We start from the raw sequence: 13,882 nt of genomic DNA on the forward strand, positions 1-13,882 counted from the left end.
GTTTTTGTGTACTAAAAACTGCTGGTAACTTTCGTTACCAACAGTAGAAATTACAGATCCTAAAAAAAGGGGACATTCTTATTGGTAAAATTAAGTCGTCTATAACTAACGTTACAAAGGAGAATCTCCCTATGGATAATAATACAAGAAAACTACTCAATTTAACAGGTGAATCTCTTATTTTTAATGAGGATTAATCGTCTCACGAATCGAGAAACAACAGCTCATTTAACATGATGACAGGAAGATTAGTGAATAAAGATAAGCAATGCCAGAAATGTGGATGTTATCAGTTCGTTAAAAACGGAATGTATCCAACCATTAGTCAATTGCCAAAAGTTGAGTATCGTACAACTTATCTGACACTTCATAGAAAACGCATCCTTTATAGAAGATGTTGATCAACTTCAAGTGCTTCTAATTCTCTAGTAGATGACTATTGTCACATGTCTAGATAACTTAAACACCAAATTACTTTTGACTTAAAAGAGAATCGATCACGTAAAGCAATCGCAGCAAGCCACAATGTCTCTGAAAATACAGTTAAACGTGTGTTATGATCATTTACCAATAATCAGCAACCGAATCTTAACTTCTTTTCTTGCCTGCGGCTCTTTGTGTAGATGAGCTTAGCTCTACTTCTGATTGTCATACTGGAATGAACTTTATTTGTGCTGATGCTACATCTAAAAAATACTCGATATCTTACCTGGTAGAAGATTATATAAGTTGGTTTCTTACTTTTTCAATTTGATATAGGGATGTATTTATATTCTGGAAATATACTAAAAGCTAAAAGATTAGGTTATTATATGCACCAATATATTGGTAACTTTGATAAAACAGGGAATCCAAATGGTAAGACTCTTTTTTTGAAAACAATATTCAGTTAGAAATCCTAATGTTTTAATAGTTGATAGTAAGCTAACTTTGGAAAGCGATCCGGATAAAAAGACCAAATTAATATATAAAGATGCACATCGTTTTGTTCATAATGATAATAATCACTCTCTATTTTAGTACCTTAATTTTTAAAAAGATAATATAACTATGGGCTCTATGATTCTATTTAGATTGAGGGCTTTTTGCGTACATAAAAAAATAAGAGATGTTTGTTAGAGAATATCAGTATTATATGATAAGGCATCGTTTCCTATATAGACAATTGAAAACTTTATGTCAGAACTTTTTTATTCTTTTTAGTGTATAATAAAATATAGATTTATTAAAAATCACCTAACTATATTAATAATAAGAAACACATGAGGTTATATGAAATGAAAAAGAAAAAACGTGTGAGGTTATCAAAAACCAAAAATAAAAAATATAGAAAAATAAGTAAATCTTGGAAAATATTTTTTTATTCATTTTTTGTAATGGTCAGTTTAGTCAGTGCTTATTTATTTTTTAAAGCATATCATTATATTAACGATATTCCTGAAGCACAAAATATAACACAAGAAGAAATATATCGTCTAACTAGGATTGAAGAAACAGATACTAGGTTAATAAGATCTTTAAAAAATGATGCCTTTGAGTCTTGGTTGTATGAAGCAAATGATGAAAAGGTTAAGACATTAGCTAAAAATAAAGAGTTATTATTAGAAGTAATGGAAGGTAAAACAGACGTTTCAGATATTGATAATGCTATGTCGGAAATAAAGAGACGTATTGATATTGTAGAAGATATAGATATTGAAGAATTATATGTGTTGTACTATAAAAGCATATTACCTAAAAAATATGATGAATTAATGGTTGTTTTTCAAAATGCAACGATTTCGGACGCCGAAAAAATAAGCAAAGAGGCGCAAGATTTGCTTGACTTATTGCATAAAATATATAATCAAGAAGGCATGTTGACAGTTACAAATGAACAGAGCTTTAAAAAATCTGTTAGCTTATTGGATGACATAAATAATAATATAATTGAAGCAAATAAAATAACAGATCAAGTTTTTTCCTATGCCAGTCTCATAGAAACTATTCCTGAACCAAATACTAAGTTTGGTATGGAGCTAGGTGATTATATAGATAGAACAAATAACTATATTCAGTCGAAAAATATGGTAGAAGAGTTTAAAAAAAAGTATAGCGAACTTCAATCTGATTTAGAAACTAATGAACGATTAATTAAACGGTCAGTGAATATGCCGGATTTAGTTGGTATGACTGTTAAAGAAGCTAAAGAAGAGATAGATCAATTGGATTTAAATTTGAATATACAAGGATATACAAATACGATGTATAAAAGTGGAGAATCAGTTCTTGAGAACATCCGCGGTACGGAGAGTTGGGATAGGAATGAAAAAGATCTCATTTTAAAACAGGATCCTTCATCTCAAAATTATAAATATATCGTTAAAGGCTCTACTGTTACAATAGTGGTTGAAAATCAATCAGTTGAAAAAAGAACGCAATCTTCAGAATCAAGTAGCTCATCTACGTCTAACTCTAATTCTAACTCTTCAATAACAAGTGAGACGACTTCATCAAGCACAGAAGAAACAACAAGTTCAGATGATTAAAATTTTTTGTTTTAAGAATACTAGATTGAACAAACAAGGAAGGGAGGCAATAGATGTTTTCAAAAAACAATAAAAAGAAACGCTTTAGATTTCTTAGCCGTCGTCACTTAACAGCCATAATTCTCGGTATGATTGCTATGATTGCTATGATTGTCATACTATTTATGTCGATAGGAGCTTATACAATAAGTAAACGTTACAGTCCTTACAGCTCCTTACTTGAAATTCAAAACATTGATGAGAAGATCACACAGTCTTTCATTATTTTAGATAAAAATGATGAACCGTTAGATAAAAATAATGTCGTCGTTAAATTTGATCCCGTTAAATATCAGCCCAATTGGAATGTAGATAAATTATATAGAGACACACTTCTTGCTGTAGAGGATGCGTCTTTTTATACGAGAAAAACAAAAGGTTTCTCCATTAAAGATACAATGGGGGCAGTGGTGTCTCAAGTCAGAAAAAAACTAGGTCAAAAAGTTGTTACAAGAGGTGCATCAACAATTGAGCAGCAGTTGGTTAAGATTATGGTTTTTGGAACAAACAATAAAAATACATTGTCAGATAAAGTTATTCAATTAATTGATGCTAGAAAGCTATCACAAAAATATAATCGTGATGATATTTTAAAAGCCTATCTAAATGAACTACGTCTAACACCCAATACTGTGGGAGTTAGAGCAGCTTCACTTGAGTTATTTGGTAATGATATGTCAGATATGAATACAAATGACCCTAAACAGGTAGCTCAGATTGCTTACATGGCTGGGTTAGGTCAATCACCATCAGTTTATGTTCAAGACTTTGAAAAAAGTGGTAAGCAACGGACGCTTACTGTATTAGCAATTATGAAAGAAAATGAGCTGATTGGTGATAAAATATATAAACAAACCGTTGAACTAGTCCAAAGTGAAAAGGAAGAGTTTGCATTAAAAAGATATAAACAGGAAGGGACACCGAAGGAATACCAACCTTATGTTTCAAAAGTAAAAGATGAATTGAGTAGTTTAAATTTACCGCAAAATGCCACGATTACTGTTAAAACTTATGCAGATAGTAATCAATTGAAGGAGTTACATAATATAGTAGAAGGAACTTATCCTCAGGATGATCGATTACCTAATGGGTATATTGAACATAAACAAAGTTTGACTGCTATTTCCGTTGTGGATACGAAAACAGGACATATTATTGGTCTTGCGACTAATTCAGATAATCCGATGATTCCATATACAGCAACACGATCTTCAGGCTCTACAATTAAACCACTTCTTGATTATGCTCCAGCTGTTGAGTATGCAGGATTGACACCAAATACGATTCAAAATGGAAGTTCTTTTACAGTAGGAGATTGGAAAATTAATAATTATGGCAATCAGAATTTTGGTAAAGTTAGTGCATCGTTTGCCTTAGGGTTGTCGTTAAATACAGCTGCTGTTGAGGCATTTCAGATGACCAATGATCAGCAAAAAAATACTATGATGGAACCACTCGGCCTAGCATCATATAACCCAAATGGCTCAAATTACACAGCTGAGCAAGCAATTAATTACCCTACAAATGTTTTGGCACTATCTTCAGCATTTAGTGTATTTGGTAACGATGGGGTTCGAGTTGAACCAACAACTATTGAAAGTATTGAAACAGACTCTGTCAAAATTAATCTTTCTGATGCTGAAAGCAAACGAACGATGAGTTCCAGTACGGCAAAAACCGTGGTGAATATGTTAAAAGAAGCAACTGGGGCAAATGGATCAGAACCCTATGCAGGACCTAAATACACAGGCTTTAGTCAAGATACCTATGTCATGAAGTCAGGATCAAGTAATTTTGAGAGTTCTGTACCAAATAGTCAAAATAAGTCACCAGATTCACTTCTTGTGATGGCTTCGCCTGAGATTTCTATTGCTACTTGGTTAGGTAGCCCAACTTATGTTGATGCAACGTATGCACCAACGACCTTTCCACACCAAACAGCAAATCAAGGGAGAGTATACTTAATGAATAGTGCCTTTAAGGTCATGATGAGTGGCAGAGAAGCAAAATCGTTTACGTTTGGAAATGCAGTGTTTATAGGGGATAAAGAATCTAATCCACTTATGCCAAAAATCGATATTCTATCTAACAAAGATCTGGATGATGTAAATATAAAAAATAAGAAACTTGATGAAAAGGATATAGATGATTATAATTCATTGGAAGAAAAATATTTAAAGACTAAAGATATATTAGATCAAACCTACAAGGACTAGATAATTAGGGCTGTACACTAAATCGTGTTGATAGATTGAATTCTATTGATGCGATTTTTTTATGGTCTTTTGCCAAGAGTTTTTAGAAAAAAGCTATAAAATAAAACATTTGTAAAACGTTATCAATAATAGTATATTCTATATAGTATATACTATATAGAGAAGAGGAAACAAAAATGTTAGAGGATTTGAGTTCGTTTGAGTTAAATTTATTATTGGAGAAAAAAATACAGACAGAAAGAAAATCATTAAATGCTGGTCGAGGCAATCCTAATTGGACAGCACCTATTCCAAGAGAAGCGTTCATACTACTGAGTCAATTTGCTTTAATGGAAACAACAGATATGCACCACTCTTTGATACGCGGAATGATGGAAGAGGATTCAACTAGATATAAAAGATTTCAAATGTTTTTGGAAAAAAATTCAGGTAGAGGATCATTCTTTTTACAGCAAGTTTTAACAGATGGCGTAGTTTATTTCGGTATGAATCAACATGAGTGGTTAGATAAAATGTTAGACTATACCATAGGTGATAATTATCCTAATCCGGTTCGATGCTTAGATGCGTGTGAATCTCCAATAAAAAATTATCTAAAATATGAATTATTTTCTGGATCTGATACGTCATTTGATATATTTACAGTAGAAGGAGGTACTGCAGGAATTTGTTACTTATTTGATACTTTAGTTAACAATTTTATTTTAAAGAAGGGAGATAAAATTGCTTTATTAGTCCCTAGCTTTGCCCCATATTTGGAAATACCTGAATTACCACAATATAATTTTAATGTACTAAAAATTAATGCGGAACAATCTATTTGTGATGGAAATTTAATTTATCAATACCCAACTCATGAAATTGATAAATTAAAAGATAAAGATGTCAAAGCCGTGTTTATAGTTAATCCTAGCAATCCTACAGCTAATTCCATGAGTCAATCAACCATTCATCAAATAAAAGAGATTGTAGAAACAGATAATCCAAATTTGATGATTCTAACGGATGATGTTTATGGTACATTTGTATCAGATTTTAATTCATTATTCGTAGAATTACCGTATAATTCAGCTTGTATTTATTCATATTCGAAATATTTTGGTGCGACAGGTTGGCGTGTGGGAACGGTTGCTGTAGCACAAGACAATATATTTGATAAATTAATTAGCGATTTACCATTAGAGCAAGAACTACAATTAAAATTAAGATATCAATCACTCAATCAAAAAGGTGACAGTATTCGTTTTATCGATCGGATGGTAGCGGATAGTCGAGATATTGCTTTAAATCACGCCGCAGGATTATCTTCTGTTCAACAAGTTATGATGACTCTATTTAGCTTATACTCTTTATTAGATACTAAAGATGATTATAAGACATCTGTAATGAATTTATGTCATGAAAGAGAAGAACGATTATTTCATTCTTTAGGTATCAAAGAAGAGGTAGAGCCTTTAAATACAGCGTATTATTTTGAGTTTAATTTTAAAGATTGGGTAGAATCAAGATATGGTCTAGATTTTTCGAGATATTTACAATCTGAATGGACAATTACCAAAGTTTTAACAAGATTAGCCGAAAAAGAAAAGTTGTTGTTATTAAAGACAGATGACTTTGGTAGTGATGAATGGTCTGTTAGAATTTCATTGGCCAATTTGGAAACTGAGTCATATGAAGAAGTTGGTAAGCGAATTATACGTTTGTCAGAAGAAATAAAAAAAGAATGGGAAAAAAATAAAAAAGTAGGGGTTTGATTTTTGTGAAAGAGAAAAAAAATACGGAGACAGTATACGTTAGTGTTGCACAAGAAATAGAAAGACGGATTAAAGAAGGTATCTATGTAAGCTCTCAAAAATTGCCATCTGAGTATGATTTATCAACAGAATTTGAGTGTAGTAGATTAACAATTCGAAAAGCGATCGATTTGTTGATTAAAAAAAATATTATCGTAAAAAAACGTGGTAAAGGTAGCTATGTCATGTCACAACAAAAAATCCAAAGCGGTCGTGATGGGTTGCAAGGATTTACTGAAGCTGCAAAAGCGTATGGAAAAACGAGTGATACTAAAGTTATTTCTTTTGAAAAACTTAAACAGTTAGATGATAAAATAATGACTCAATTGGAGTTAAGCGAATCTGATACAGTGTATGAATTAGTAAGATGTAGGAGCTTAGATAATGAACCGATGACGGTTGAAAAAATTTATTTAAGTGAAAAATATGTAGATGGGTTATCAAAAGAAGACTTTAATCAATCATTGTTTAAATTGATTGAATCGAAAGTAGAAATTGCCTATTCTCATCAAGAAGTAGAAGCGATTTTGGTTAATGAAGAGATGTCCGAGTTGTTAAATGTTCCAGTGGGAGATCCATTACTTTTAGTAAATTCAATAACGTTTGCTATTAATGCGACTCCGATATTATACGATATTTCATATTATAGAGCGGATAGATATACTTTCAAAAATACTTTAGTAAGAGGAAATAATTAAGGAGAAGACTGATGACAGTAAATATAAAACATTTAATAGAGAAAAATAAAGAAGAATTTTACAAAGATTTAGATAAAGTGATGCAAATTGAGAGTGTAAAGGGAGCCCCTTTGGGTAATGCCCCTTTTGGAATAGGTCCAAAACAAGCGTTGGAACAAGTGATGAAGATAGCTTCAGACTATGGCTTTAAAACAAATATTGTGAATGATGCTGTAGGCTATGCTCAATTTGGAGAAGGTGATGATCATATTGGGATAGTGGGACATCTAGATGTTGTTCCAGCAGGTGATGGATGGTCATTTCCGCCGTTTAAATTGAGTAAAAAAGATGAAAAGTTCTATGGAAGAGGAGTCTTAGATAATAAGGGACCGATTATGTCATGTTTGTTTGGATTGAAATTATTGAAAGATATGGGGATTAAGCCAATCAAACCCATTAGAATAATTTTTGGAACAGATGAGGAAAGTGGCAGTTCAGATTTGCCTTTGTATTTAGCAGAAGAAATAGCTCCTATCTTTGCATTTACACCAGATTGTAAATACCCAGTTGTTTATGGAGAAAGAGGAATTGTAAATTATACTATCTCTACGCATTTTGATGCAAGTGAACTACAAAATTTAACGATTCAGGGAGATCAGTCTAGTGTGCATGTGCCGGATGAATTAACAGCAATATTTCAAGGAGAGTCATATCACGTTTTAGGTAAACGTTCGCCATCAAATGCACCAGAATTAGGTGAAAATGCCATTACAATACTAGCTACAAAACTGTCTAGTAACAAAGAAATGTCAGATCAATTGCGCCGTTATTTTTTATGGGTCGAAGAGAGTTTTTCAAAGAAACATTATGGTGAAGGAATTGGTTTAGATTTTGAGGACGAGGATAGTGGGAAATTAATTTTGACACCCTATGAGTTGAAGGTTGAGCAAAATACAATTCAGTTGAGTATTGCTATTCGATATCCAGTTTCAACGAAAGAAGAAGAGGTAACAGAACAATTGCATAAAGTTGTGCCTAAAGAAAGTGAAATTAAAATTATTCGACAATTAAAGAGTACAAGTTTCCCAAAAGATGATACAAATGTAAAAAAATTAAGTGCAGTCTATGAAAAAATAACCGGTTTAGACGGCACTCCAGTGACAACAACTGGTGCAACATATGCACGTTTTTTCCCGAATACTGTTGCTTTTGGGCCTTCATTTCCAGGTCAAAAAGGGATAGCTCATAATAGTGATGAATATATGGACGAAAAAGATTTATTATTGAACATGGAAATATATATGGAAGCAATTTTAGCTTTAGCATGCGATTAAAAATAACGTCGCAATCAGTATAGACATTATGGTATATACTATTGTATAATGAAAGCGTTATAATATTATAAAGAGGTGATTAAATGAATTTTGGTAGTATTGCAACATGGCGAATGTCTCATGATGGTATTGAGTCTTCTTTAGAGTTACTGAAAAATGAAGGTACATCGAATGATGCAATTGAGATGATTATTAAACATGTTGAGGACTATCCTTATTACAAGTCCGTTGGTTATGGAGGCTTACCAAATATTGAAGGGATTCTAGAAATGGATGCAGCCTTTATGGATGGCGATACGTTCCAAATTGGAGCTGTAGCAGGGATTACAGATGTGTGTCATCCGATTTCTGTGGCAAGAAAATTAAGTCATGAAAAATTTAATAGCTTCTTAGTTGGTCAAGGTGCAACAAAGTACGCCATGACAAATGGATTTGAACGAAAAAATATGTTGACTGAACGGGCGAGAAAACTATGGAAAAAACGCTTAGATGATATGGCGAAACACTCGCTTAGTCCCTATGATGGTCATGATACGATTGGTGCTATCAGCTTAGATAAAAAAGGTAGCATGAGTGCTGGTACATCAAGCTCTGGACTTTTTATGAAAAAACCTGGACGGGTCGGAGATTCCCCACTATCTGGTTCAGGATTTTATGTGGACAGTGATATTGGTGGAGCTGCTGCAACAGGACTAGGTGAAGATTTAATGAAAGGAATTCTTTCATACGAAATTGTTCGTAAAATGGATGGAGGAATGACACCACAAGAAGCATGTGATGAAGCAGTGTATTCATTTCATGATAAATTAACCAAAAAATACGGAAAATGTGGAGCGATGTCTTTAGTTGCAATGAACAATAAAGGCGATTGGGGAGTTGCTACTAATGTTGAGTTTACTTTTTCGGTTGGGAATGATCAAAATAAAGCAGCTATATACATAGCAAATATGGGTGAAAACCATACAACAATTATCGAGCCAATTACGCAAGAATGGCTAGATGCATATGAAAAAAGGATTAAGGCACCAATAGACTAAATAAAGAATGGAGAATAAACAATGAGTACAAAAAAAATATATTTATTTTGTGATGCAGGGATGTCTACTAGTATTATGGTTAATAAAATGATGGAAGTAGTGAAGAAGCATAATCTACCTTTAGATATTACGGCTTATCCAGTTGCTAGAATTAAAGAAATTGTCGAAAAAGAAAGACCAATTGCAGTTCTTTTAGGACCACAAGTACGTTTTTTATTTAATAAAACAAAAGAAGAATATGAGCCACAAGGTATTCCAGTTATGGTAATTGATTCAGAGATATATGGAGCAATGGACGGAGAAAAAGCTTTAAAAGAAGCGTTAAAATTAGCAAAAAATAATAAAAAGAAGTAGGTGAGAGGGATGAAAAAGTTTCTAAATAGTCTAGAGAGAGTATTGTCACCAATGGCAAAAAAAATTGGTGAGAATAAATATTTAATTGCTATACGAGATGGTTTTTTATTATCTACTCCTGTATTAATTGTAGGGTCGTTCTTTTTATTAATTGCTAATTTTCCACTGAATCAATGGGATACATGGATGAGTGCGCTACTAGGGAAAGAATGGGCAAGTCATATGATGGTCCCTGCTAGTGCTAGTTTTGATATTATGACTATTTTAGCAGTAGCGGGGATTGCGTATAGTTTAGCTAGACAGTTTGATGAGGATGCGATGCAAGCGGCAATTATTTCATTAGTAGCATTCTTTATAGTGACGCCTTATACCACATTTTTTACTCCTGAAAACACAGAAACTGTGTATGAAGTTACTAGCTTACCACTAAAATGGATGGGTTCCAGTGGTTTATTCTTAGGAATGATTACAGCATTAGTTGCAACTAGGTTATTTGTTTGGGTCGTTAGAAAAGGTTGGAAAATTAAAATGCCAGATAGTGTACCACCAACCGTGTCTAAATCATTTGAAGCATTGATACCAAGCTTTGTGATTATTTTTGTGTTTTTTGTCATTGATTGGTTAGCAACGTTAACATCTTATGGAAGTTTACAAGATATCATTTTTAATCTATTACAAATGCCATTATTATCTTTAGGAAATACACTAGGTGCAATGATAGTTGCGTATATTTTCTTACATTTCTTTTGGTTCTTTGGGATTAATGGAAGTAGTGTAGTTGGAGCGGTTTTTAACCCAGTATTAAGAGCGTTATCAATGGAAAATTTAGAAGCTTATAAGGCACATACGGAAATTCCAAATATTATCACAGGGCAATTTCAAGATATGTTTGCGACATTTGGTGGAGCTGGATCCACATTATCTCTAGTTATTGTCATGGTTTTATTTTGTAAGAGTCAACGTATCAAAAAATTATCACAATTATCAATAGTTCCAAGTTTCTTCGGAATTAATGAGCCGATTATTTTTGGTTTACCTATTGTATTAAATCCTATTATTTTGGTTCCATTTGTGTTAGTTCCAACAATTAATATAATTATTGCTTACTTTGCGATGAGCTGGGGATTAGTTCCTTTTACTAATGGCATTCAATTACCTTGGACAACACCAATAGTGTTTTCAGGTTTCTTAGTAAGTGGTTGGCAAGGAGCAGTATTACAAGTTTTACTATTATTCCTAGGCATGGTCATTTATTATCCATTTGTTAAAATGATGGACCGCCAATACCTTGAGGAAGAAAAAAATTATGCGGAAGAATTAGAAGATGACATTAACTTTGAAGATTTCGATTTTGATGCTCTGTAAATTATAAGAGAAGGATGGGATATTTTGGGAGAAACTAAAGAAGAATTATTAACAACAATTATGAGTTTGATTGTTAAATCAGGTAATGCAAAAAGTGATGCAATGGAGGCAATACAAGAAGCTAAACAGAAACATTTTGATGAGGCAAGACAAAAAATTGAATCGGCAGAAAAAAATATTGTAGATGCTCATGGAACACAAACCGCTTTATTAACACAAGAGGCCTCAGGGAATAATGTGGAAGTAACATTATTACTTGTTCATGCACAAGATCATTTAATGACAAGCATATCATTTATTGATTTAGCAAAAGAAATAATTGACCTTTATAGTGTTTGTTACGCAGAGACTAAGTAATTGGAGGTAGATGATGGTTAAAAGACTAATAAGTGCTAATGCAAGTGATATTAAAGCATTTAGTAAAGAAGATTTAATTCAAAGTATCAAAGCAAGTGAAGGTCGAGTTATTTTAAGTGAAAATGTGGTTATAGAAGAGCCTTTGATTAAAGATATCACAACTAGTGAAATTGCAAGATCTTATGGAGCAGATATGATTTTATTGAATTGTTTTGATTTGTTGTCTCCAGAAATTAAAGGGTTGTATCATCATACAGAAAATCATCAACCGTCAGATATAATTCACGATTTAAAGAAACTGATAGGGCTACCAATCGGTGTTAATCTTGAACCTGTAGATCCTTCCGCAAAAATGTTTTCTAATAAATTAAATATTTCTTTGGGGAGACAGGCTTCTAAAGATACTTTTGAATTAGCTAATCAATTAGGCTTTGATTTTATATTGTTAACAGGAAATCCAGGGACAGGTGTAACAAATGAGTTGATTGCACAAAATATTAAACTGGCAAAAAACTATTTTAATGGTGTTATAATTGCTGGTAAAATGCATAGTGCGGGGGTAGATGAGCCTGTAGTAAGTAAGGATTCCACACAAGAGTTTATTGATGCAGGTGCGGATATTATTCTTGTTCCAGCTGTGGGAACAGTTTGGGGAATTACAGAAGAAATGGTCAAAGAAGCAGTTGATACGGCTCATAAGAATAATCGTTTAGTGATGAGTGCTATTGGTACTTCTCAAGAGAGTGCTAATCCGCAAACTATCAGAGAAATTGGTTTGAGAAATAAAATATTAGGTATTGATATCCAACATATTGGGGATGCTAATATGGGACTAGTGGGTATAAAGAATATAAAAGAGTTATCTGATACTATTCGTGGGGAGCGTCATACTGTTTCACGTTTTGCAAGGTCTGTTAATAGGTGATTTCTTGTAAAAGTGATAATCGGTTGTTAATCTATGTTAAGTATTTTAATGAGCTAACTAAATTTGACGAATATTATCTGATTTTATTGAAAAAGAGTTTATTTGATAAATTGTGGTAAAAATTAAAAAGGCTAAGCCTAACGTCTTAAAATAGAAGAACCCATGAAATCAGTTCATTAAAAACTGATTTCATGGGTTTGTTGTTTGTTTAGTTTAGCAATTATCATTTTAAAAAATTATTTTTAGATCCACTTCTAAGTTTTTTTACTAAAACGTAAACGCTGGTGAATGATCACCTGAATAAGGCTCATGCTATACAAAAACCGTTACTTCGTTACCTCTACCACAGCTTGATAGTTTTGAGTTGTGGTAATTAAAATACGTTTGATACCATCATTAGTCACAAAAAATGTTCCTTCATCGCCGCGTGTTTTACCGGTTTCAATGTCGAAGAACTCGTAATAACCTGTTTTGCCATCATATTTAGCTAGTCCAATGAATTCTGCATTTTATTTTGTTAAATCATTTCCTTTCGCACCTTTTACAACTGTTCTTTGCCAATCGGACTAGTCTCACGTGTTAAAGCTCGTTTGTCACGACTTACGAAATTGACACAACAACAAGTACCAGTTGAAAATGAACGTATCAGAGAAAAATTGAAAAAAATAGTGTTACGTCATTCCCAATCGAAACTATTTGGTGTAGCAGATACCAATTTATTTTCTAATAGAAAAATAGTAATAGATCAAAAAAGTCATCTTGATTATCCAAAAATTGGTCTGTTTTTTTAGTTTAAAATAAGATAACCTACAATGAGAGCAATGACTATTGGGGATGGCATATCATGGATATTAAAGGGTTAATTACCTATTACACCAGTGAAGTGGATAAAATGCTACATTGATGATTTTGAAACAGAATGGACGACTTCTTTGTATCAAGAGTTTGTTCAAAAGCTCAAAGAGTTAGATGAGTATAATCATAAAAAAATAGACTACTTAAAGCAATTTGCTTTAAGTAGTCTATTTTTTTATTTATTTTTCATGCTCATTTTCTAAAGATTTTGATCCTTTTATTTCTAAATTTGCGGGATTTGTTCCTGGAGAGCCTACCATTGCACTTGAATTCAACCCATTATTTACTAGTTTTTTACCCCATTTTTTCTCTAAGTTAACTCCTTGTGCACGTAATTGATCGTTCTTCAATCGGATTTTTTCTGACTTTAAAAGTTTTTTATCTGACATAAAAACCTCTCCA

Annotated in this window: 12 protein-coding genes and 1 pseudogene; 11 read left to right on the plus strand and 2 right to left on the minus strand. The window is 32.6% G+C overall.

Annotated features, from left to right (window positions below):
• Positions 1 to 1,277: 1,277 nt before the first annotated feature.
• The 10 genes from DW196_RS06790 (at position 1,278) to DW196_RS06835 (ending at position 12,625) form a co-directional block, all read left to right on the plus strand.
• Positions 1,278 to 2,528: a PASTA domain-containing protein gene (locus DW196_RS06790; protein ID WP_118250726.1), complete on the plus strand. Its 1,251-nt coding sequence runs from the start codon at positions 1,278 to 1,280 to the stop codon at positions 2,526 to 2,528.
• A gap of 53 nt (positions 2,529 to 2,581) precedes the next feature.
• On the plus strand, positions 2,582 to 4,783 hold the full coding sequence (locus tag DW196_RS06795) for a transglycosylase domain-containing protein (protein ID WP_118250727.1): 2,202 nt from the start codon (positions 2,582 to 2,584) through the stop codon (positions 4,781 to 4,783).
• A 176-nt stretch (positions 4,784 to 4,959) separates the two neighbouring features.
• Positions 4,960 to 6,537: an aspartate 4-decarboxylase gene (gene aspD, locus DW196_RS06800; RefSeq protein WP_118250728.1), complete on the plus strand. Its 1,578-nt coding sequence runs from the start codon at positions 4,960 to 4,962 to the stop codon at positions 6,535 to 6,537.
• Positions 6,538 to 6,542: 5 nt separating this feature from the next.
• A complete protein-coding gene (locus DW196_RS06805; RefSeq protein WP_118250729.1) occupies positions 6,543 to 7,274 on the plus strand; it encodes a GntR family transcriptional regulator, LSA1692 subfamily in 732 nt (243 codons plus the stop codon).
• Between the two features lie 11 nt (positions 7,275 to 7,285).
• The gene (locus DW196_RS06810; RefSeq protein WP_118250730.1) at positions 7,286 to 8,587 is read left to right on the plus strand and encodes a Sapep family Mn(2+)-dependent dipeptidase; all 1,302 of its coding nucleotides are present in this window, start codon (positions 7,286 to 7,288) and stop codon (positions 8,585 to 8,587) included.
• An 83-nt stretch (positions 8,588 to 8,670) separates the two neighbouring features.
• Entirely contained in the window at positions 8,671 to 9,624 is a 954-nt protein-coding gene (locus DW196_RS06815) for a N(4)-(beta-N-acetylglucosaminyl)-L-asparaginase (protein ID WP_071456225.1), read from the plus strand.
• Positions 9,625 to 9,645: 21 nt separating this feature from the next.
• Positions 9,646 to 9,978 (plus strand): PTS sugar transporter subunit IIB, encoded by a 333-nt coding sequence (locus DW196_RS06820; protein ID WP_071456226.1) that lies wholly within the window; start codon positions 9,646 to 9,648, stop codon positions 9,976 to 9,978.
• A 9-nt stretch (positions 9,979 to 9,987) separates the two neighbouring features.
• Positions 9,988 to 11,343, plus strand: a complete 1,356-nt coding sequence (gene celB, locus DW196_RS06825; RefSeq protein WP_118250731.1) for a PTS cellobiose transporter subunit IIC — start codon at positions 9,988 to 9,990, stop codon at positions 11,341 to 11,343.
• Positions 11,344 to 11,403: 60 nt separating this feature from the next.
• Positions 11,404 to 11,700 carry a PTS lactose/cellobiose transporter subunit IIA gene (locus DW196_RS06830; protein WP_118250824.1) on the plus strand — a complete coding sequence of 99 codons (297 nt, stop codon included), beginning with the start codon at positions 11,404 to 11,406 and terminating at the stop codon, positions 11,698 to 11,700.
• A 13-nt stretch (positions 11,701 to 11,713) separates the two neighbouring features.
• Positions 11,714 to 12,625, plus strand: a complete 912-nt coding sequence (locus DW196_RS06835; RefSeq protein WP_071456228.1) for a PEP phosphonomutase — start codon at positions 11,714 to 11,716, stop codon at positions 12,623 to 12,625.
• Between the two features lie 329 nt (positions 12,626 to 12,954).
• Here the strand turns inward: DW196_RS06835 and DW196_RS06840 are convergent.
• Positions 12,955 to 13,191 (minus strand): annotated as a pseudogene (locus tag DW196_RS06840) (DUF4822 domain-containing protein); the annotation flags it as partial.
• 42 nt (positions 13,192 to 13,233) lie between these two features.
• Between DW196_RS06840 and DW196_RS11255 the strand changes: the two are divergent.
• Positions 13,234 to 13,416, plus strand: a complete 183-nt coding sequence (locus tag DW196_RS11255; RefSeq protein ID WP_147408674.1) for a hypothetical protein — start codon at positions 13,234 to 13,236, stop codon at positions 13,414 to 13,416.
• A gap of 243 nt (positions 13,417 to 13,659) precedes the next feature.
• Here the strand turns inward: DW196_RS11255 and DW196_RS06845 are convergent, their stop codons facing one another.
• The gene (locus DW196_RS06845; RefSeq protein ID WP_118250732.1) at positions 13,660 to 13,869 is read right to left on the minus strand and encodes a hypothetical protein; all 210 of its coding nucleotides are present in this window, start codon (positions 13,867 to 13,869) and stop codon (positions 13,660 to 13,662) included.
• Positions 13,870 to 13,882: the final 13 nt, after the last annotated feature.

The sequence above is a fragment of the Vagococcus sp. AM17-17 genome (assembly GCF_003471765.1).
GTDB lineage: Bacteria > Bacillota > Bacilli > Lactobacillales > Vagococcaceae > Vagococcus > Vagococcus teuberi.